Genomic DNA, 19185 nt, shown 5'->3' on the forward strand with positions numbered 1-19185 from the left:
GCCGCAGCCATGCCGGACGACATCTCCAGCACTTCCGGGCAGCACTGGACGCAACAGGCCCATGCCTCGCAGCACACGTCCTCGCACACCACACCGCTCAGCTCGGAACAGACCGCCGGAGTCCCCACATCCGCACCGCCGGCGGCATCCGGAGAACTCCCCGACTTCCCCCGGACGATGCCGGCCGCGCCGCCCCTGCGCGTCGTGGTCGCCGACGACAACCCGGTGGTACGGGCGGGCCTTACCGTCCTGCTGTCCGGACGCGACGACATCGAGGTCGCCGCGGAGGCCCAGGACGGCCGCCAGGCGTACGAACAGGCCGTACAGCACCGGCCGGACGTGATCCTGCTCGATGTGCGTATGCCGGGCGTGGACGGGATCTCCGCCCTGCCTCATCTGGTGCGGCTGGCCCCGGTCCTGATGATGACGTACAGCCGTGAGAGCGAGATCGTCCACGAGGCGCTGCGACTGGGCGCGGGCGGCTATCTCGTCCACGGCGAGTTCACGGCGGACCAACTGGTCGAGGCCGTACGGGACATCAAGCAGGGCAGGGCCCACTTCACCTACTCCGCGTCCAGCGCGCTGCTGGCGACGGTACGGGGCGGCGCCGGCGGGCGGCCGGAGGGCGGGCAGCTGCCGGAGGGACTGGGCACGGCGTTCACCGGCCCCGGATATTTGCCCAGCGTTCCCGAGCAAACGTCCGCGTCTGCACATGCAACCCCTGCTGGGCATTCGCCGTACTTTCCGTCAACCGACGCCCAGGTCGGTGCGGTTGACCCAGAGTTGAGCACGCAACAATTTGCTCAAGACCCTTCGCTTTCGCAAGCGAATGTGGGACATTCTCTTCAGGGGCGGCAATCGTCCGGGGCGGCCTCGGCGGCCCTGTACTCCGAACTGAGCCAGCGGGAGGTGGAGATCATGGACCTGATCGGGTCGGGAATGACCAATCAGCAGATCGCCGCGGCCTGCTTCATCAGTCAGAAGACCGTCAAGAACCACATCAACCGCATCTTCGCCAAGCTCAACGCGGGCAGCCGCGGGGAGGCCATCGCCCTGTGGCACGGCATCGCGCGCGGGGGGTCGGCGAACCATGGCTGAACGCGCGCGAGACGACCGGACGTCCGGGACGGCGGCGGGCTCCCGCATGCCGGGCTCCGGGATACCGGGGTCCGCGATACCCGGCGGGGCCCAATCCCCGCGTTGGGCCCTGAGTTGGGCCCGCAGGCCCATGCTGAGGGGGGCGTCCCCGGCGTACGTTTCTCATGTCGCCAGCGAGACCGGCCAGGAGGAAGCCGGAAACGCGAGTGACACCAAAGACTCGTACGAGTCGGCCGGTACACGGCCGGCCGACACCGGAGGAGAACACCATGTCGAACATCACGCTGAAGGCCGCCACCAACGCCAAGCTCTACGTCGGCACCTGGGCGAACACGGCCGTCACGGCGATGAAGCGCCGCAGCGACAAGGGTCAGGGCGCCGTCGAGTACGTGGGCGTGATCGTTCTGGTGGCGCTGATCATCGTGGCCATCGTGGGCACCGGTGTCGCGGACGACATCGCGAACGGCCTGTCGGACAAGGTCAGCGAGATTCTGGACGCCAGCTGACCGTGAAGCGTTCCGGTGAGGCAGGGCAGGCCGCTCCCATCTACATCACGATGGTGGCGGGCCTGCTCTTTCTCGCGCTCGCGCTCTTCACGGTCGGTCAGGCCGGTGCGAAGCACAGTGGTGCGCAGTCCGCGGCGGACGCCGCGGCCTTGGCGGCGGCCCAGGAGTCCCGCGACGATTTCGTCAGCGTGAAGGTCCTGGAGAATCTGCTGAACCCCGCATTTTTGGACGACATCTTCAACGGCGACCCCATGGGCACCGCGGTCGGATGCGACGCCGCGGAACGTTTCGCCGACCGGAACGAGGCCGTTCTGGTGACGGACGAACGCGGCGAAGGCTGCCGCGCCATGGAGGACAGGTGGGGCTTCACGGTCCACGTCGAGACCAAGAAGCCGATGGGTGCCACCATCCTGCCGGGAACCGCGGACAAGAAGGCCGAGGCGTTCGCCACGGCGGTCGTGGAACCCCGGTGCACCTTCAAGCCCGCTGAGGATGAGGAGAATCCGCCCACAGACGGCGAGGAACCGCCGCCGGACGGGGAAAACCCGGACGACACCGAGCAGGCATCACCGGGCTCGCTCGAATGTGGCGGCACTATGTGGCCCATCGATCCGGAGCATCTCGACCTGCTCCCGGACTCGGCCGATCTATTCTCCGTCCGACTGGCCCAGGACTGACCACCGCGAGCGAACGCAAAGGAACAGGATTAATGAGTCTGTGGCATGGGGCGAAGGCCCGTAGGGCGGCCGGGGCCGCTCTCGCTGTCGTGGCGTTGAGCGTCTCCCTGACAGCCTGTGGGGGCGGCGACGCGGACAACAAGGAGCAGAACACCGGCGCGTCGTCCTCCGCTCCTGGCGACGAGAAGCCCAAGGAGAGTGAGGGGAGCGGCGGCACCACCGTCCCCGACACCAGCAAGACCTTGGCAACGATCAACGGCAGCAACGGGTTCCAGTTCGTCATCCACACCGCGACCCGCGACGACGGTGGCTTCCTCACGGTGACGGGGACGATCAAGAACACCAGCGGCAGTGACCAGTCGGCCCCGGTCCAGTGGAACGGCTCCGAGTCGCAAGTGAAGCGGACGGGCCGTTCCCTGGCGGGTATGACGCTGGTGGACAAAGCGGAGAAGAAGCGTTACTACGTCCTGCGCGACACGGATGGCTACCCGCTGACCACGACCGGCATCAGCCGTATCGACGGCGGTGGGAGCGAAGCCTTCTTCGCTCAGTTCCCGGCTCCGCCGTCATCCACGAACCAGGTCGACCTCCAACTGCCGCTGATGCCCTCCGCGACGATTGAGATCTCCTGATGCGTGCCACGACGCCCCGCGCACGCAGGGCATCCAGGCGCCCGGCGGCGACGGCGCTCGCCGCCGTCGTGCTCCTCGCCGGTGTGCAGTTCACCATGGCACCCGGCGCGCGCGCCGACGAGACCCCCAGTACGCCACCCGGCACCGAGTCGACCTCGCCACCACCCCAGGTCGACGGCAACGCCCCCGGCCTCAAGCTCCGGGCGGGCGCCACCCTCGCGCCGGCCAAGGTGCTCGACATCATCTCCGTCGTCGAGTCCGAGGGCGGTGAAGAGCGCCGCGAGGACACGAACGAGAACGTCAAGTTCGCGCTCCAGGCCGAGGTCCTCTTCGGCAAGGACAGCGCCAGGCTGTCGTCCGCCGCGAACTCCCGTATCGCCGCCATCGCCGAGGAGATCAAGAAGCAGGGCGCGACGAAGGTCCGGGTCTTCGGCTTCACGGACGACCTCGGCTCGGCCGCGCACGGCGACGTGCTCTCCAAGCAGCGCGCCGAAGCCGTGCACGGTGTGCTGCAGGGGCAACTGACCTCCGCCGGGGTCACGTTCGAGATCCGTGGCTACGGCGAGCAGTACCCGATTGCGGACAACAGCACCGAAGAAGGCCGCAAGAAGAACCGTCGCGTGGAGGTCTCCTTCCCGCGCGGGGAGAGCTCGTAGGCTTCCGAGTCACCAGTCACCAGTCACCAGTCACCAGTCAGCTGCCGAGGGGGCGGGTCCACAGCCGGTTTGTGGACCCGCCCCCTCGGCGCGTGCGCGGTCAGAGCAGGTGGTCGGCCTTGCCGGCCTTGATCTCGCGGATCAGATTGCGCAGGGCGTCGCGGCTGTCGGTGAGGTAGTGGTCCTCTTGGCCGCGTACGGAGATGTAGCCGTTGCCGTCGTCGTCCGTGCCTATGCGGAAGCAGTTGTTGCCCTCGCCACAGAAGGCGTCTTCCCAGTGGATCTCTGACATGTCGGCCTCTCTCAGAGCTCGTGTGCGATCCCGTGGATGAAGTCACGCGACTGTTCGGTGCTCAGAGCGTGCTCCTCCATCCAAGCGAAGTGCGCCCGGTATTTCATGAGTTCGCCCTCGGCATGGCTGAACACGGGGCCGTGGGCCGAATCGAGCTGAACGGTGTCCAACTGCGGCACAGGTCCCTCGGCATAGAGAACGGCATGACCCGCGCCCGGGAAGGCCCCGGCCCGAACCGGCAGTATGCGCAGTTCGATGTGGTCGCGCTCGGACATGGTGCACAGATGACGAAGCTGCTCGCGGGTGGCCCGGCGTCCCCCGAACTGCATACGGAGCGCCGCTTCGTGGACGTACCCGGCGTACCGCAGCGGGTCGGGCCGGTCGAGCACTTGCTGACGCTCAAGACGGTGGGCCACACGCAGTTCGACCTCGGACGCGGAGAGCGGAGGGAGGACGGCGGTGAACACGGCGCGTGCGTAATCGCTCAGGTGCAGAAGCCCCGGAAGGTGAACTGTCTGGAGCGTGCTCAAACGCGTGGCGTGCCACTCCAACTCGGCGATGTCCAGCAGCCCTTGAGGCAGGGCGCCGCGGTACGTCTCCCACCACCCCTTGCCTCTGGCCACCGCCATCGAGGCGAGGGCGTCGACCAGCGCCTTGTCCTCGCACCCGTAATTGCCGGACAGCGTACGTACGCGCTCGACGCTGAGCCCGGAGCGGCCGGACTCCATGTTGGGCACGTTGGTGCGGGGAACGTCCAGCAGTCCGGCGGCGAACTCCGTGGTCATGCCCGCCGCCAGGCGCATCTTCCGCAACTCGGCGCCGAGCCGGCGCTGTCGCTCCGTGGGTGAACTCCTCGGCGGCATTCCGACCCTCCCGCTCATTCCTGCCTGAGAGACCTCAGTCTGCCGATGGAGCGCATACCCGGTCCACCGACCGGCGACATCCACGAAGAGTAGTACACGTACTCCCGAATGCCCTACAGTCGGTAACGCATCGCTCACGCAGCTGAGTTGAAGTGCATCACGCGGTCCTGCCCGCAGCTCCTCCCCTGGGAGGGCCGGTCCCGCGTCAGGGAGACAAGCCACTGCTCAGCCGCGACGCGGAACATGACCCAACTCGCCCCGTCCGAGGGAGACATCCATGCCGCTCATGCGCGCCACGCACTGCCCGGTGGCCCAACCCGTCCTCGCCCACGCGGGCCTCGCCGGCCGCCGCCGCAACCGGTTGCCCCGTCTTGAGAGCCTGGCCTACAGCTTCACCCTTCCCGGTGAACCCCATTGCGCGGCCGCCGCGCGTGCCGCGATCCGGTCCGCGCTGGAGGTGCATGGACTCGCCCCGTACGCGGACCTGGCTGTACTCGTCGCCACAGAACTGATCGCCACAGCGGTCAGACTGACGCCGGACCGGGAGCTCTACCTCTCCCTCCGCCACCGCACGGACGCCCTCCGCCTCGTCCTCTGGGACCAGCATCCGCGCCACGCCGACCCCGACGACGTGAGCCTCTGCGCGGAACGTCGCCGGGGCGCGCTCTGGCTGCTCGCGGCCAGTGTCGATGAGTGCGGTGGCGAATGGGGCACGGCCGAGGCGGAGCCGCCGCAGCGAGGGGTCAAGTCGTGGGCGGTACTGCCGTGTCGACGCCTCGACGCGGGCGGGAAGCGTCCCTGAACCGGCGTTCGTCGGGTCGGGGCCCGGGGGCCCGGGACCTATTCGTGGGTCCCGGGCCCGTGGGATCACTGCCCGCGCGGTGCTGCTTTCAGGGGGATGGGGACGGGATCGGGCTATTAGCTGACCAGAAGTCGGAATGGACGGACGGATCAGGGACCTTCGACCCTTCGAAGGGGGTCCCGTTGGCACTCGTCCTGGGTGGGGCGACCTCCGACTCGATGAAACACGGAGTGACGACGCTGAAGAAGAACTGGCCCTTGCCGCCGACAAGGACACTCATGCGGAAGTCCTCGGGGGTCCGAGCGTTGATGGCCGGGAATTCCTTGCTGGCGTTCATGCTGGTGATCGTGTAACCCTGTTTCTTCCAGTGGCGCTCGACCACGCCGAGCAGACTTCCGCGTCTGGCCTCCGAGACGATGGTCATGACCGCAACGCGCCGAGTCACAGAGCTGGTGGTCTTGCCGTCGATGGTGTAGTCGCCACATCCGCCGTCCGTGGACCCGTCATGCACCCAGTTCAACGTCGGCTGGACTGACGACATGGTGCTCAGCAGGATCGCGTCGGCCTTCTCGGCTGCCTCCTGAAGACTGATCTTGCTGACCACGCGCTTTTCCATTCCTTGCTCCCCTGGCGTTTCCAGAATTGAACATCCGGTTGCACTGATCGCGAGAGCCGTGACCAGAGCAATGCGTAGCACCTTCACCGAGGCTCCTGGGTCGTGATCTGGTCGCTGCGACCCGCGACGATCAGAGCAATGTTCTGGGCGGACATGGGGTCCTTTTCGGGGTCGAAGTAGTTCGAGTGGGCCGGCGTGGGCCCCTGACCGTCGATGAACGGGCGCGGTCCGTCATCTACCTTGAAGCGCTTCGCGCCGAAGTCATCGTGGGCCGGATCCGTCCCGAACCAGAGTTGACTCTCGTCCTCCGACGACATGTATCCGGCTGTGCCACCGGCAACGCCGCCCACCACGCCGCCGGCAATGCCACTGATCGGGCCTCCTACGAGCCCCAAGGAGGCTCCGGCGGAGGCGCCGCCTGCCACACCGGCGCCGAGAGCACTCGACTCGTCCTCGCTCGGCAGCATGGTCACGGGGTCGTTGTCCGCGGCGCCGACGTACACATGGCCCTTGCCCACCCCGAGGTCCTCGGCGGAACTCGCACCGGTGCCGGGGCTGCCGAGCAGGACGATGTCATCCGCTCCTGGGATTCCGCCGTCCCGCTGCGCCGCCTGTCCCACGGTGAATGAACCGTACGAATGGCCGATGGCGGTCACATGCGGATCAGGGTTCTGGTTCGTCGCCGAGATCCCCGCCATGAACTCGTTGTACGCAACGGCCCCGACCTTGCCATCTCGCTCGAACATCACGCCCGCGTTGTCGATCAGCTTCTCTGCGGGCAACTGCGGTGCGTCATATCCGAGCCACACGATCGCGGCGCTGGAATCGTCGATGTCACTTGCGGCCTTGGCGGTGTCGCGTGCGCGCTGCACATCGTTACGGGCGAATGCCTCGTCCAAGGATGTCCCGAGACCCGGAACGTACGCGGACACATTCCTCGACGCGTCCGGGTTGCCGAACGACACGATCGCGCGGCCGTTGCCCTCGTCCCCGATACCCAGCAGATACATCGGCGGCACGCCCTTCTCCGGCTCCGCCCGTAACTGCTCGTCGATCGACCTCAGCCCCGCCAACTGGGCCCGCGCCTGTTCCCCGTCCTGCCCCTCCAGCTTGCCGATCAGCAGCTGCAAGTTGTCTCTGTTGGCCGTGTCGCGCACGTCGGAGGGGATTCCGTCCAAGTTGCCGATCTCATTCGGGTACACCGCCAGATACTCCTCGCGCTGCTCCCGCGTGAGGGACGTCCACCAGGCCTTGCGCTCCGCCGGGGACTTGTCGCCGGGGATGTCCTTCTTCAAGTAGTCGTCCGCCGCGCCCCGAACGGCCGCGGCGTCGGCGGCGGCGTCCGTCCAGGTCTTCGTATCGACGGTGAGGCCCGGGGCCGCCTTGAGTCTGCCGAGCGTCTTGCTGAAGCGGCTGTCGATGTCCTGGGCCTCGTTGACCGCACGCAGGATGCGGTCGGCGATGGCCTGTGCCTTGGCGTGGTTGGGGTTGGGATTGGTCAGCGGTGGTGCGCCCGAGGGGGCTCCCAGCGAGGGGCCGTACGGCGTGCCCGCCGGAGACCCGTTCGTGCTGCCGCCCGGGAGTTCCTTGCCGTCGATGATGTTCTCGCCACCGGCCGGGTAACTGACGGACCCGTCCGCTCGCACCGCGAACTTCAGATTCGCCGCGTCCTCCAGAGCGTCCTTCAACCTCCGCTGCGCTCCGCTGCGCTCCGCTGCGCTCCGCTGCGCTCCGCTGCGCTCCGCTGCGCTCCGCTGCGCTCCGCTGCGCTCCGCTGCGCTCCGCTCAGTTCGAACGCGAGGCTGTTCAGCGTCGTACGGACCAGTCCGCACTCCGTGTAGATGTACTCGAAGTTCCGGTCGAGCCGCTTCAGCCGCCCCAGTGCGGCCGTCGCCGCCTCGCCCTTCTGCGACTTCGAGAGCTGGTTGGCCATCTCATTGCTCACCCGGTCGCGAGCCGCGTCGGCTCGGTTACTGGCCTCGCCCCAGCCGTCCGCCGCGTCCTGGAACTCCGACCACTTCAGGTCGCGTAATCGCTGCCACGTCAGCACAGCGGTCACTTCTCCCTCGGGTCACTCGGCGTGTCGATCCCCTGCAGCGACGATTTCACCTTCACGTCCTGCTCTCCCAGGTCCTTGCCGACCAAGCGCAGCTTCGGGGCGAGGGATCCGCATTCGTCCCGCACGGACCCCAGCCGGTCCTCCCACGAGGTGAGCACCGACGTCAGCACGCTCGCACTCGCCAGTCCTTCATTGCGCGCGGCGACACCCGTATGCGCGGATGACAGCCTGCTCTTGGCGGTCGCGGTGCTCGTCCGTAAGGATTCGGCGACTCCGGCCGCGGTCGTCCACGGCCGGCCGGTGTGTTTCAGGTCGCCGTCGGAGGCCGCGTTGCTCGATCCGCCTGCCGACGCCGACGCCGACGCCAACGACATCCGCGCGTTCGCGGCATTCCCTCTTTCCTGACCAGCCAGGTCGATCAGCTGTCTCCAGGATTCCGAGTACGCCTCGGTTGTCATGTTCGCCCTTCCCCAATTATCCGTGTTGCGGCTCGTGCCGGATCAAGCTATCCAATGCGCTCTGCTGCACCGTCGTGAAAATCGCGCACTTCGATTGCCGTGCGGGAGCCGTGAGTTGGGTCCTGGGGCCCAAGACCGGCCAGGTATACGCGGATATCCTGGCTGGATGTCGCCATCGGGGGTTGTGCGTCAATTGCGTTGTGTGCGTCGTCGCGCGCGGAGGGCCTTACGGAGGTCCATGCCGCGTACCGGCACCAGGTTGCTCGGGCTGCGTCGGGCGCAGCGGGGGCAGGGGGCCGTGGAGTATGTCGGTCTCGTGGCGGTCGTCGCCGCGATCGTCGGCACGCTGGTGCTGACCGGTGTGGGTCCGACCATCGCCGAAGGGCTCAGCACGCAGGTGTGCCGGATCACCAGCGGCGACAACTGCGGGGGCGGCGGTGGAGGCGGGGACAACACCGAAGCCGCGGACGACCAGGGGGACCAGGGAGACCAGGAGGATCCCGCCTCCGACTCCGCCGACTCCGCTGATTCGGGCGGTGGCGAGAAGCCGCAGACCCAGATCGACTACGAGGCCGCCCTCAAGGAACTCCACGACGCCCAGGCCGCCGAGAAGTCCGACTCCGACAAGGCCAAGGAGGCCGCGAAGGAGCTGGCGAAGATCCTGGCCGACGAGCTGGGGATCACCGACGCCCTGGACTGCGTCACCAAGGGCGACATGGGCGCCTGTACGGAGACGCTCGTCAACGTGCTGCTCAGCCTCATCGGCGGGGCCGTGGGCAAGCTCGCCGCGAAGTACGGCGCGCCGTGGAAGTGGAAGAAGGCCGTCGAGCTGATCAGAAAGCTGAAGAAGCACGGCGGTGATCTGTACGACGGCATCAAGGGCCTGATCAAGAACCGCAAACGCGTCAGCGAGGCCGAGGACAAACTCGCCGACGCGAAGCGGAAACTCGACGCCGAGAACAAGGGCAAACCCAAAGACGGCGACAAGGAGACACCGGACAAGAAACCCACCACATGCCCCGTCCGGCACAGCTTCCTGCCCGGTACGCCGGTGCTGCTCGCCGACGGCACACGACGCGCCATCGACCGTATCCCGGTGGGCACCCGCGTCCTCGCCACCGACCCGGTGACGGGCGTGACGGAGCCCCGTGCCGTGCAGCGGACCATCGTCACGTACGACGACAAGCACTTCACCCGGCTCACGGTGCTGGGCGGCGGCGTACCGGCCCGCCTCACGGCCACGGACACGCACCCGTTCTGGCTGAGCGACGAGCGCCGCTGGGCCGAGGCCGGCGAGCTGTCCCCGGGTGACGAACTGCGTACCCCGACGGGCTCGACGCGTACGGTCACCGCCGTCTCCCGCTACACACAGCGGCAGACCACATACGACCTGACCGTCGCCGGCATCCACACCTACTACGTAGGGATCGGCTCCGCCGCCGCACTCGTCCACAACAACGACTGCGACATGTCCCCGGAGGACGTCGAGGCGGCCAGGAAGCCGGACGTCGGCGAGGGCGACGCCAAGAAGTTCAAGGACCACTTCCTCCGGCACAAGAAGCTCATCGAGGACGCCCTCGGCACGAAGTACAAGAAGCTGAAGGAGGACGGTCCCCGGTTCCGTGAGGACATCGGAAAAGCCATCAAGGACGGCACATTCGAGCTGGTCGGGAAGGGTACGTTGAAGAAGGGCGAGCCGGAGGGGCTGATCTATCGTGGCAAGGGCGTGACGGTCGTCCTGCGGGAGAACGGCGACTTCTGGACGGCGCTCAAGAGCGGCGAAGGACTCGACACCTCGATCGAGATCACCCAGAAGGTCCCCAAGAAGAAGTAGCCGAAGCGGAAACGGCCCGAGCGGAAACACGCGAAGAAGGGGTAGCCGGGATGAGCAGCCAGTGGCGGCCGGTCGAAGGGGCGCTCCGCGCCCACCATGTCCGCGATGTGCTCGTCCCCGGCTGGATCGACCGGGACGGCGACGTACCGGAGTTCCGGCCGCAGCCGATGGCCGTATGGCTGCGGCTGGACGACGGCTTCCTGCGTTTCGAGTCCACCGGCCAGTACGACCGGCTGGCCTCCGCCCAGGTGCCGACGGTCAGTTGGGCGGACATCGGGGTACTGGCCGACGCCGAGGACGAGGTGATCGTCGCCTCGTACGGCGAGCAGCTCTTCGGCGACGGCAGGAGCGAATGGCGCTGTACGCGGATCCGGGTCTATCCGGGCGGCGGCGCGGAATGCCGGTGCCTCGCCCTGGACTTCGAGGGCGGCCATACGCTCTTCCTCGACCCCACCTGGACGTTCGGCATCCGGCTCGGCAACGAGGCGCAGGAGAAGTGCTGGGTGGAGCTGTACGGGGACGGCGCCTGCGGAGTCGAGACCACGCTCGTGCCGGGCGGATAAGCAGGACAAGGCGCGGACCGGGAACGGACCGGGCCCCCGGTTTGGGCCCGGACCCACGCGTGTACGGGGCCCCAGGGCCCATGACCCGGCGCCCCGGAGCGCATAGCGTCCGCCTCGCTGGAGTCGCGTACGTCCGGAACACAGAACCCGGACGCCCACGCGCGAGCCGCCGGAGACATCGACGGGGGAACGTGCACATGCTCTGCAACTTCTTGATCAGCCAACGGCTTGAACCGTCCGAGCTCATCGCCGCACTGGCGTACGCGACGAGGGTGCGGCCCGGCCAGGTGGACATCTGCGCCGAGGTGGACAGCCAGGACGCGCGCGACTGGGAGGCGTTCGTCCTCTGTACACACCACCGGGTGCGGGGCGATGTGGCGATGAGCCTGGACATACAGGTGCAGCCCGCGACCGTCGCGTACGGCGCGCCCGAGACCGAGGCGGAGCTGGCCGTGGCCTTCGCCGCCCGTACGGGGGTCGCGGTGCTCTATCCGGACGACCGCGTCGACTCGGAGACGTACTGGCTGGCGGCCCCGGCAGGCGGATCGTCCGCCACGCTGGTGACCCGGGCGCGGCTGGTGGCCTCGGATGTCGCCTCGGCCGACGAGCGGCCGGTGTACACCGTGAGCGCCGTGGAGGCAGCGGTGGCCGCCTTCCCCGGTGCCGAGGTGACACGGCTCGCCGAGCCGGCCGGCCTGAACGTGCCGAGCGACACGAGCCAGTTGGGGGTGTCCGGATGAGCACACGCGGCGAAGACACGCGGGCGCCGGCCACACCCGGGCTTCACACACCCGCGCTTCACACACAGGGGCCGGACACACGGAGCCGGGTCACACGGAGCCCGCACACAAAGAGCCCGCACACACGGAGCCGGCTCACACAGAGCCCGGACACACGGTGCCCGGACACCCCCGGAACGGCACGGCGGGTGGGCCTGGCCGCCGTGACCGCCGCGCTCGCGCTCGGCCTCATCGGCGCCTGCGGGGGCGGGGAGCAGAGCGACGCGAAGGAAGCCGGCAGCGAGGCCCCGGCCACCCCGCCCCCTGCCACCTCGTCGGCCACCCCGTCGCCCGCCGCACCCTCGCTCGCGGCCACCCCCCGCCCGGATCTCACCGGTATCGGAGCGAGCGGCGGAAAGGTCCTCACACAGGGCGAGTTGGACCGGGCGGTCCTCGCCGACGGCGATGTGTCCGGCTTCACGTCCGGCCCGATGGACGCCCCGCCGCCCGGGGGCGAGACCGCCGACAGGAGCGAGTGCCTGCCCCTCACCGCCGTGCTCAACGGCAAACCGGAACCTCTCGCGAAAGCCGTCGCGTACCGCCAGCTCGTCGGCCCCGAGAACGACCGCCCCGCCGTCTCCGAATTCCTCACCACCCACGGCACACGGGACGCGAGCACCCTGTTCAACCGGCTGCGGGCCGCCGTCACGGCGTGTGCGGACGGCTTTACGGCCTCCGGAGGTGACAGCCCCTCGAAGTACCCGGGCGTGAAGCCGCTGAGCCCGGTCAAGGCCGGGGACGACGCGCTCGCCTATCAGCTGACGGGGGACTTCGAGGGCGATCCGGTCCCGCTCGTCTTCCATCTCGTACGGGTGGGCGGCACGGTCGCCACGTTCTACACCGCGAACTTCGAGAACGGCGCGACCCCGCAGCTGCCGCCCGCCCTGCTCACCGCCCAGGCCACCAAGCTCATGTAGCTCGCCCCTCGACCTACGCGGAGGGCTCCCCGTCCACGCTCACACTCAGCCGCACCCCGCGCCGCAGCCCCCACCGCTCCATCGCCCCGCCCTCCGCCTCCAGCACATGGCGGGCCCGCCAGCGCGGCAGGGGGAGCCGGCCCGGCTTCAGCGTGTGGACGTCGATGACCTTCAACTCCTTGTCCAGGTACGCCACATCGATGGTGAAGCGCATCCTGAAGGTGTGCACGCTGTTGCACGGAGTGATCAGCAGCGCGCCCGCCATCCCGTCGCGCCCGAGCAGCCCGCGCCGCCGTGTCCCGTACGACGCGGCGATCTCCAGCGCCACCGGTACGTCCTGCCCCGCCACCGTCAACTGCCCTGTGCCGTTACGCCAAGTGCCCATGGCCGTAGACCGTAGCGCCCGGAGTCCGGCCGGGCGGCCCCGGAGGGGTGAAGACGGGCCCTGGGACGCCGGGAGTGGGCCCCTGGACCCATGACCGGGCCCGGCGGGGCGCCCTAGGGTCGGTGGTGTGTACGCCACGTTGATCGTCGTCGCCGCGCTCTGGGGTACGGCCACCGGACTGCTCCTGCCGCGTGCCGCCTACCGGCTCTCCGTCGATCCGGAGGACGCGTGGCGGGACAGCTGCCCGGCCGGACACCCGATCACGGGGCCCGCCGGCGGATGGCTCGGCGTCGCGAGGTGTACGGGGTGCGCGGTGGCCGCGTCCTCCGGTACGGCGGAGAGCACCGGTGCCGACGTCAAAAACCCTGGCGTCGGCACCGGCCACTCCGCCGCGACCGCCCCCGCCGGTACAGCGAGCGATACGGCGACGGGTCCCGAAGCCGACAGCGAGTCGGGCTCCCACACCGGCTCAGGCTCAGGCCCAGGCACAGGCGCAGGCTCCGCGGGCGCTTCCACGAGCACGGCGGTCGGCGAATCCAGTGCCCGCGCCCGCTACGCGCCCTCCCTCCCCATACCTCTCCTCACCGCCCTCGTCTGCGCGGTCCTCGCCGCCGCCACCGGCCCCCGCCCCGAACTCGCCGTATGGCTGCTGCTCACGCCCTTCGCCGTACTGCTGGCCCTCGTCGACCGCGCCGTCCACCGGCTGCCGGACCGGCTGACCCTGCCGCTCGCGGCGGCGGCCGTCGTACTGCTGGGCGTGGCCGCACTGCTCCCCGACGGCGGAGGCGGCGGCAACGACGGCACGGGCCCCGGCGGCTCGTGGCCGACCGCGCTGCTCGGCGGACTCGTCCTCGGCGCCTGCTACTTCGTGCTGTTCCTGATCAACCCGAACGGCCTGGGCTTCGGCGATGTCAAGCTCGCCCTCTCGCTCGGCGTCGTGCTCGGCTGGTACGGCTGGCTCGTCCTGTTCGTCGGGGCCTTCGCCGGTTTCCTGCTGGGCTCGCTCTACGGGTTCGGGCTCATCCTGCTGCGCCGGGCCGGGCGCAAGTCCGCGTTTCCCTTCGGCCCCTTCATGATCGTCGGCGCGCTGGCCGGCATCGTCCTCGGCGCCCTCGCCGCCGCGTAACGGACCCCCGCGTAACCGACCGCCGCCCGACGGTCCGTACGGCCCGACAGACCGTACGGACCGTACGGCCCGAAAAGCGTTCGCGGGCCCGGCGGCGCCACTGCCACGATCACCCCATGCCGCATACCCACACCCGCACCTTCGAAGAGCTGATCGCCGAGGCTGAGGCGGTCTCCGTCGACGGCTGGGATTTCTCCTGGCTGGACGGCCGGGCCACCGAGGAGCGCCCCGCCTGGGGTTACGCCCGGTCGATGGCGGACCGGATGTCGCGCGCCACCGCCGCCCTGGACATCCAGACCGGCGGCGGCGAGGTCCTCGCGTCCGTACCGACGCTTCCGCCGCTCACCGTGGCCACCGAGTCCTGGCCGCCGAACGTGGCCCGTGCCACCGCCCTGCTGCACCCGCTCGGCGTCGCGGTCGTCGCCGACCCGGACGAGCCGCCGCTGCCCTTCGCGGACGGCGCCTTCGATCTGGTCGTCAGCCGCCACCCCGTACACGCCTGGTGGGAGGAGATCGCGCGGGTGCTGCGCCCCGGCGGCCGGTACTTCTCCCAGGAGGTCGGCCCGGCCAGCGTCTTCGAACTCGTCGAGTACTTCCTGGGGCCGCAGCCGCCCGAGGCACGGGCCGCCCGCGACCCCGAGCGGGCCAGGGAGACGGCCACGGCGGCGGGCCTGGAGGTGGTCGATCTGCGCTCGGCCTCCCTCCGTACGGAGTTCCGCGACATCGGGGCCGTCGTCTACTTCCTGCGCAAGGTGATCTGGATGGTGCCGGGCTTCACCGTCGAGGAGCACCGCGACCGGCTCGCGGCGCTGCATCGCCGTATCGAGGCCGAGGGGCCCTTCGTGGCGACCACGACACGCTTTCTCATCGAGGCGGTCAAGCCCGTACGCGGTCACTGAGGCCCCGTACGCGGTCACCGGGGTTCCCGTACGCAGCCGCTGAGGCCCCCGCGTCAAGCCGGCACCCTCGCGGAGCTCGCTCCCGAGGGTCACGGCGCGGGGTGGCAACTACTCGCCATCGCGCGCGCCGGGAGCCCTGAAATGCCTGGTGCCACGGGCCTCACTCCACCGACCACCGTTTTCGGAGCGCCGGCACGGCCCGTCGCGGCGCCCACCATCAGTTATGAAGGGTTATGGTGGAAACCCCCCCTCGGGCCGGTCCGTATCCCCCCCACGGACCGGCCCGTTTTCTGTGTCAGCTTCTGTGTCAGCCCCGTCCGGCCCAGATGTTCGTGCCCGCCGTGTCCACCGCGAAGCCGTCGATCTCCTTCAGCTCCTCGGCGGAGAGCTCCGGCCCGGCCAGCGCCGCGACGTTCTCCTCCAGCTGCTTCGTACTCGACGCCCCGATCAGCGCGGATGTCATCCGCGGGTCGCGCAGCACCCACGTCAGCGCCAGCTGCGCCAGCGACTGACCGCGCCGCCGCGCGATCTCGTTCAGCCCGGTCAGCCGCCGCACGACCTCGTCCGACAGCAGACCGGGGTCCAGGGACTTGCCCTGGGTGGCCCGCGACCCCTCCGGGATGCCCTTCAGATACTTGTCCGTCAGCAGCCCCTGGGCGAGCGGCACGAAGGAGATACAGCCCATCCCGGCCGCCTCCAGGGTGTCCAGCAGCCCGTCGTCCTCGGTCCAGCGGTTGATCATCGAGTACGAGGGCTGGTGGATGAGCGCGGGCACGCCCATCTCCTTCAGCAGCCCGGCCGCCTCCGCGGTCTGCTCCGCGGTGTACGAGGACACCCCGACGTACAGCGCCTTGCCCTGCCGCACGGCGGACGCCAGCGCCCCCATCGTCTCTTCCAGCGGGGTGTTCGGGTCGAATCGGTGGGAGTAGAAGATATCGACGTGGTCGAGCCCCATCCGCTTCAGGGACGCGTCCAGCGACGACAGCAGATACTTACGGGAACCCCATTCACCGTAAGGACCGGGATGCATCAAATAACCGGCCTTGGTCGAAATGATGAGTTCATCCCGATAGGCCGAGAAGTCCTGCGCGAAGATCTTGCCGAAATTCAGCTCGGCGGATCCCGGCGGCGGACCGTAGTTGTTCGCCAGATCGAAGTGCGTGATGCCGAGATCGAAGGCGCGGCGCAGGATCGCGCGCTGTGAATCGAGGGTGCGGTCGTCGCCGAAGTTGTGCCAGAGGCCGAGCGAGATCGCGGGCAGTTTCAGGCCACTGCGTCCGCTGCGCCGGTACTCCATGGAGTCGTACCGGTCGTCGGCTGCGAGGTATGAGGGAAAATCAGTCACGCTTCTCTCCTTATCACGTACTTGTGACAGCCCGGGTTGGGTTCCCGTGGGGCCCGCGCAGTAATGTGACGGCTTCGGGGTCCCCGGGCCGGCCCCAGGATCCCGTCAGTGGACGCGCCGGTCCCCATGGAATCGAGAGGGTGGACTCAGTGAACCTGCGCGACCTGGTGTATCGGCTCTACGCACGCCGGGTGGAAGGCCGCCTCGACCACACCCAGGTGCCCAAGCACATCGGAGTCATCCTCGATGGCAACCGTCGCTGGGCGCGGGCGGCCGGTGGCACGGCCGAGCAAGGACACAAGGCCGGCGCCAACAAGATCCAGGAGCTGCTGGGCTGGTGCTCGGAGACCAAGGTCGAGGTGGTCACGCTGTGGCTGCTCTCCACGGACAATCTCGACCGTCCCGAGAACGAACTGACTCCGCTCGTCGCCATCGTCGAGAACGCGGTCCGCGATCTGGCGGCCGACGGCCGCTGGCGCGTGCACCACGTCGGCACGCTCGATCTGCTGCCCGCCCATACGCAGACCGTTCTCAAGGAGGCCGAACAGGCCACCGTCGACAATGAGGGAATACTCGTCAATGTCGCCGTGGGTTACGGCGGCCGGCAGGAGATCGCGGACGCGGTCAGCTCTCTTCTGCTCGACCACGCGAGCAAGGGAACCTCTTTCGAGGAGCTCGCCGAGATCGTCGACGTCGACCTGATCTCCTCCCATCTCTACACGCGCGGCCAGCCGGATCCGGATCTGGTCATCCGCACCAGCGGAGAGCAGCGTCTCTCGGGCTTCATGCTCTGGCAGAGCGCCCATTCGGAGTACTACTTCTGCGAAGTCTTCTGGCCGGCCTTCCGTAAAGTCGACTTTCTGCGCGCGCTGCGCGACTACGCCGCACGTCACCGGCGTTACGGGACCTGACCTCCCCCTTCTTCCGCCAGGACGCCACGAGGCGACCGCTCGGCGCCGCCCGGTGCCCGGCCGATTCCGCCGGGCCGGCCCGCTCGCTTCACCCACGGTTCATCCACCGTCCGCCCTACGCCCTGGCATGGCGGCGCGTGTTCGAGGGAATACCTCCCCCAGGTCGACGTCCAGAACAAGTCAGCGGGCGTCGCATCTCAGCGGACGGCATGGGGCCGTCCGCCCGGGAGGCCCTTTGCACCAGGACGACCGTGCGCCGAGTCGTACGGGCGACATGGAGGGCCGGAGTCCGGCCCGCGCATGGGGTCAGGACCCGGCCCACCCGCCCGCGACGCCGTCGCACCCCGACCTCATCCGAGGGGGTACGTCCTTCCGTGGTGACCAGCACAAAGCGCCGCATGCCCGACAGGCGCACCTACGTTCTCGACACCAGCGTCCTGCTGGCCGATCCGAACGCCATGTCCCGCTTCGACGAGCACGAAGTGGTGCTCCCGATCGTGGTGATCACGGAGTTGGAGGCCAAGAGACACCATCCGGAGCTCGGCTACTTCGCCCGGCAGGCGCTGCGCCTGCTCGACGACTTCCGAATCCGGTACGGCCGTCTCGATGCCCCCATCCCCCTGGGCGACCTGGGAGGCACGCTGCGCGTCGAGCTCAACCACTCTGATCCCGGCATCCTGCCCGCCGGCTTCCGCTTGGGGGACAACGACTCACGGATTCTCGCGGTGGCCCGCAATCTGCAGGCCGAGGGGTATGACGTCACGGTGGTCTCCAAGGACCTGCCGCTGCGTATCAAGGCGTCATCGGTCGGGCTTCTCGCCGAGGAGTACCGCGCCGAACTCGCCATCACCGAGTCGTCCAGCTCCTCCGGCTGGACGGGGATGAGCGAGCTGGCCCTCGCCGCGGATCAGGTGGACCTTCTGTTCACCGAGGACTCCCTCTATGTGCCCGAGGTGAGCGACCTGCCCGTGCACACGGGTCTGGTGCTCCAGTCCGAGCGCGGCAAGGCGCTCGGCCGGATCACCGCGGAGGGCCAGGTCCGGCTCGTCCGCGGGGACCGCGAGGCCTTCGGGATCCACGGCCGCAGCGCCGAGCAGCGCATCGCGCTCGATCTCCTTCTCGACCAGGAGATCGGCATCGTGTCGATGGGCGGCCGGGCGGGGACCGGCAAGTCGGCGCTGGCTCTCTGCGCGGGGCTGGAGGCGGTCCTGGAGCGCAGGCAGCATCAGAAGGTGATGGTCTTCCGGCCGTTGTACGCGGTCGGCGGACAGGAGCTGGGCTATCTGCCCGGCACCGAGGCCGAGAAGATGAGCCCGTGGGCGCAGGCCGTCTTCGACACCCTCTCCGCCGTCGCCGGCCGTGAGGTCATCGAGGAGGTGCTGGGGCGCGGCATGCTCGAAGTGCTGCCGCTCACGCATATCCGGGGCCGGTCCCTGCATGACGCTTTCGTCATCGTCGACGAGGCCCAGTCCCTGGAACGGAACGTACTGCTGACCGTTCTGTCCCGTATCGGGGCGAACTCCCGGGTGGTGCTCACGCATGATGTCGCCCAGCGCGACAATCTCCGGGTGGGGCGTTACGACGGAATTGTCGCCGTCGTCGAGAAGCTCAAGGGACATCCGCTCTTCGCGCATGTCACGCTCACCCGCTCCGAGCGTTCACCGATCGCGGCGCTGGTGACCGAAATGCTGGAGGACGGTCAGATCTAACCCCGTATCACCCCACTTGGCGCCGCCCGGCGAAAGCGCAGCAGCTTAGCCGGGCGGC

22 protein-coding genes are annotated in these 19185 nt (G+C 68.9%); 14 read left to right on the forward strand and 8 right to left on the reverse strand.

Translation table 11 applies throughout. The features are described 5' to 3' along the window. Window positions 1–9: 9 nt before the first annotated feature. From ACFRKB_RS03750 to ACFRKB_RS03770, 5 genes are all read left to right on the forward strand, one after another. Complete coding sequence (locus tag ACFRKB_RS03750) at window positions 10–1098, forward strand: response regulator (RefSeq protein ID WP_383103005.1); 1089 nt, start codon at window positions 10–12, stop codon at window positions 1096–1098. Between the two features lie 269 nt (window positions 1099–1367). Next, window positions 1368–1604 (forward strand): hypothetical protein, encoded by a 237-nt coding sequence (locus tag ACFRKB_RS03755; RefSeq protein WP_030353018.1) that lies wholly within the window; start codon window positions 1368–1370, stop codon window positions 1602–1604. Between the two features lie 2 nt (window positions 1605–1606). Beyond that, the gene (locus tag ACFRKB_RS03760; RefSeq protein ID WP_383103007.1) at window positions 1607–2281 is read left to right on the forward strand and encodes a pilus assembly protein TadG-related protein; all 675 of its coding nucleotides are present in this window, start codon (window positions 1607–1609) and stop codon (window positions 2279–2281) included. 32 nt (window positions 2282–2313) lie between these two features. Beyond that, window positions 2314–2913 carry a hypothetical protein gene (locus tag ACFRKB_RS03765; RefSeq protein WP_383103009.1) on the forward strand — a complete coding sequence of 200 codons (600 nt, stop codon included), beginning with the start codon at window positions 2314–2316 and terminating at the stop codon, window positions 2911–2913. Then, window positions 2913–3569 carry an OmpA family protein gene (locus ACFRKB_RS03770; protein WP_383103010.1) on the forward strand — a complete coding sequence of 219 codons (657 nt, stop codon included), beginning with the start codon at window positions 2913–2915 and terminating at the stop codon, window positions 3567–3569. Before ACFRKB_RS03765 ends, ACFRKB_RS03770 begins: the two co-directional genes overlap by 1 nt. A 100-nt stretch (window positions 3570–3669) precedes the next feature. Here the strand turns inward: ACFRKB_RS03770 and ACFRKB_RS03775 are convergent, their stop codons facing one another. Together ACFRKB_RS03775 and ACFRKB_RS03780 are read right to left on the reverse strand one after the other, a co-directional pair. After that, window positions 3670–3861: a hypothetical protein gene (locus ACFRKB_RS03775; RefSeq protein WP_326810764.1), complete on the reverse strand. Its 192-nt coding sequence runs from the start codon at window positions 3859–3861 to the stop codon at window positions 3670–3672. A gap of 11 nt (window positions 3862–3872) precedes the next feature. Then, window positions 3873–4724: a helix-turn-helix domain-containing protein gene (locus ACFRKB_RS03780; protein ID WP_383103011.1), complete on the reverse strand. Its 852-nt coding sequence runs from the start codon at window positions 4722–4724 to the stop codon at window positions 3873–3875. A gap of 277 nt (window positions 4725–5001) precedes the next feature. On the opposite strand from ACFRKB_RS03780, the gene ACFRKB_RS03785 reads away from it, so the two are divergent. Then, a complete protein-coding gene (locus ACFRKB_RS03785; RefSeq protein WP_383103012.1) occupies window positions 5002–5526 on the forward strand; it encodes an ATP-binding protein in 525 nt (174 codons plus the stop codon). Window positions 5527–5614: 88 nt separating this feature from the next. Here the strand turns inward: ACFRKB_RS03785 and ACFRKB_RS03790 are convergent, their stop codons facing one another. From ACFRKB_RS03790 to ACFRKB_RS03805, 4 genes are read right to left on the reverse strand one after another with little or no spacing between them, the layout of a single operon-like run. Next, window positions 5615–6229, reverse strand: a complete 615-nt coding sequence (locus ACFRKB_RS03790) for a hypothetical protein (RefSeq protein WP_383103014.1) — start codon at window positions 6227–6229, stop codon at window positions 5615–5617. Continuing rightward, window positions 6226–7830, reverse strand: a complete 1605-nt coding sequence (locus tag ACFRKB_RS03795; protein WP_383103016.1) for an alpha/beta hydrolase — start codon at window positions 7828–7830, stop codon at window positions 6226–6228. Before ACFRKB_RS03795 ends, ACFRKB_RS03790 begins: the two co-directional genes overlap by 4 nt. Further along, window positions 7827–8201: a hypothetical protein gene (locus tag ACFRKB_RS03800; RefSeq protein WP_383103017.1), complete on the reverse strand. Its 375-nt coding sequence runs from the start codon at window positions 8199–8201 to the stop codon at window positions 7827–7829. The genes ACFRKB_RS03795 and ACFRKB_RS03800 overlap by 4 nt, the downstream gene beginning before the upstream one ends. Further along, window positions 8198–8659, reverse strand: coding sequence for a hypothetical protein (locus ACFRKB_RS03805; protein WP_383103019.1), 462 nt, complete (start codon window positions 8657–8659; stop codon window positions 8198–8200). The genes ACFRKB_RS03800 and ACFRKB_RS03805 overlap by 4 nt, the downstream gene beginning before the upstream one ends. A 238-nt stretch (window positions 8660–8897) precedes the next feature. On the opposite strand from ACFRKB_RS03805, the gene ACFRKB_RS03810 reads away from it, so the two are divergent. The 4 genes from ACFRKB_RS03810 (at window position 8898) to ACFRKB_RS03825 (ending at window position 12752) form a co-directional block, all read left to right on the forward strand. Next, window positions 8898–10493 (forward strand): polymorphic toxin-type HINT domain-containing protein, encoded by a 1596-nt coding sequence (locus ACFRKB_RS03810; RefSeq protein WP_383103020.1) that lies wholly within the window; start codon window positions 8898–8900, stop codon window positions 10491–10493. Between the two features lie 50 nt (window positions 10494–10543). Further along, window positions 10544–11056: a hypothetical protein gene (locus ACFRKB_RS03815; RefSeq protein WP_383103022.1), complete on the forward strand. Its 513-nt coding sequence runs from the start codon at window positions 10544–10546 to the stop codon at window positions 11054–11056. Between the two features lie 197 nt (window positions 11057–11253). Then, window positions 11254–11796 (forward strand): hypothetical protein, encoded by a 543-nt coding sequence (locus tag ACFRKB_RS03820; protein ID WP_383103023.1) that lies wholly within the window; start codon window positions 11254–11256, stop codon window positions 11794–11796. A gap of 188 nt (window positions 11797–11984) precedes the next feature. Beyond that, window positions 11985–12752, forward strand: coding sequence for a hypothetical protein (locus tag ACFRKB_RS03825; RefSeq protein WP_383103025.1), 768 nt, complete (start codon window positions 11985–11987; stop codon window positions 12750–12752). Window positions 12753–12765: 13 nt separating this feature from the next. Here ACFRKB_RS03825 and ACFRKB_RS03830 read toward each other — a convergent pair whose 3' ends face one another. After that, a complete protein-coding gene (locus ACFRKB_RS03830) occupies window positions 12766–13137 on the reverse strand; it encodes a DUF192 domain-containing protein (protein ID WP_383103027.1) in 372 nt (123 codons plus the stop codon). 127 nt (window positions 13138–13264) lie between these two features. On the opposite strand from ACFRKB_RS03830, the gene ACFRKB_RS03835 reads away from it, so the two are divergent. Both ACFRKB_RS03835 and ACFRKB_RS03840 read left to right on the forward strand, forming a co-directional pair. Further along, window positions 13265–14263 carry a prepilin peptidase gene (locus tag ACFRKB_RS03835; RefSeq protein WP_383103029.1) on the forward strand — a complete coding sequence of 333 codons (999 nt, stop codon included), beginning with the start codon at window positions 13265–13267 and terminating at the stop codon, window positions 14261–14263. Window positions 14264–14379: 116 nt separating this feature from the next. Next, on the forward strand, window positions 14380–15162 hold the full coding sequence (locus ACFRKB_RS03840; protein WP_383103030.1) for a class I SAM-dependent methyltransferase: 783 nt from the start codon (window positions 14380–14382) through the stop codon (window positions 15160–15162). A gap of 307 nt (window positions 15163–15469) precedes the next feature. On the opposite strand, the gene mgrA is transcribed toward ACFRKB_RS03840, so the two are convergent. Continuing rightward, entirely contained in the window at window positions 15470–16507 is a 1038-nt protein-coding gene (mgrA, locus tag ACFRKB_RS03845; protein WP_383103031.1) for an L-glyceraldehyde 3-phosphate reductase, read from the reverse strand. Between the two features lie 149 nt (window positions 16508–16656). On the opposite strand from mgrA, the gene ACFRKB_RS03850 reads away from it, so the two are divergent. Together ACFRKB_RS03850 and ACFRKB_RS03855 are read left to right on the forward strand one after the other, a co-directional pair. After that, a complete protein-coding gene (locus ACFRKB_RS03850) occupies window positions 16657–17418 on the forward strand; it encodes an isoprenyl transferase (RefSeq protein WP_383103282.1) in 762 nt (253 codons plus the stop codon). A gap of 374 nt (window positions 17419–17792) precedes the next feature. Next, window positions 17793–19127, forward strand: a complete 1335-nt coding sequence (locus ACFRKB_RS03855; RefSeq protein WP_383103033.1) for a PhoH family protein — start codon at window positions 17793–17795, stop codon at window positions 19125–19127. Window positions 19128–19185 lie beyond the last annotated feature (58 nt).

Source organism: Streptomyces scopuliridis, from assembly GCF_042790125.1.
Taxonomy (GTDB): domain Bacteria; phylum Actinomycetota; class Actinomycetes; order Streptomycetales; family Streptomycetaceae; genus Streptomyces; species Streptomyces scopuliridis_A.

What these genes read in the sequence shown, in the direction of transcription:
- ACFRKB_RS03750 (WP_383103005.1), top strand. Translation starts at nt 10, where the DNA reads ATGCCGGACGACATCTCCAGCACTTCCGGGCAGCACTGGACGCAACAG.
- ACFRKB_RS03755 (WP_030353018.1), top strand. Translation starts at nt 1,368, where the DNA reads ATGTCGAACATCACGCTGAAGGCCGCCACCAACGCCAAGCTCTACGTC.
- ACFRKB_RS03765 (WP_383103009.1), top strand. Translation starts at nt 2,314, where the DNA reads ATGAGTCTGTGGCATGGGGCGAAGGCCCGTAGGGCGGCCGGGGCCGCT.
- ACFRKB_RS03770 (WP_383103010.1), top strand. Translation starts at nt 2,913, where the DNA reads ATGCGTGCCACGACGCCCCGCGCACGCAGGGCATCCAGGCGCCCGGCG.
- ACFRKB_RS03775 (WP_326810764.1), bottom strand. Translation starts at nt 3,861, where the DNA reads ATGTCAGAGATCCACTGGGAAGACGCCTTCTGTGGCGAGGGCAACAAC.
- ACFRKB_RS03780 (WP_383103011.1), bottom strand. Translation starts at nt 4,724, where the DNA reads ATGCCGCCGAGGAGTTCACCCACGGAGCGACAGCGCCGGCTCGGCGCC.
- ACFRKB_RS03785 (WP_383103012.1), top strand. Translation starts at nt 5,002, where the DNA reads ATGCCGCTCATGCGCGCCACGCACTGCCCGGTGGCCCAACCCGTCCTC.
- ACFRKB_RS03805 (WP_383103019.1), bottom strand. Translation starts at nt 8,659, where the DNA reads ATGACAACCGAGGCGTACTCGGAATCCTGGAGACAGCTGATCGACCTG.
- ACFRKB_RS03810 (WP_383103020.1), top strand. Translation starts at nt 8,898, where the DNA reads ATGCCGCGTACCGGCACCAGGTTGCTCGGGCTGCGTCGGGCGCAGCGG.
- ACFRKB_RS03815 (WP_383103022.1), top strand. Translation starts at nt 10,544, where the DNA reads ATGAGCAGCCAGTGGCGGCCGGTCGAAGGGGCGCTCCGCGCCCACCAT.
- ACFRKB_RS03820 (WP_383103023.1), top strand. Translation starts at nt 11,254, where the DNA reads ATGCTCTGCAACTTCTTGATCAGCCAACGGCTTGAACCGTCCGAGCTC.
- ACFRKB_RS03830 (WP_383103027.1), bottom strand. Translation starts at nt 13,137, where the DNA reads ATGGGCACTTGGCGTAACGGCACAGGGCAGTTGACGGTGGCGGGGCAG.
- ACFRKB_RS03840 (WP_383103030.1), top strand. Translation starts at nt 14,380, where the DNA reads ATGCCGCATACCCACACCCGCACCTTCGAAGAGCTGATCGCCGAGGCT.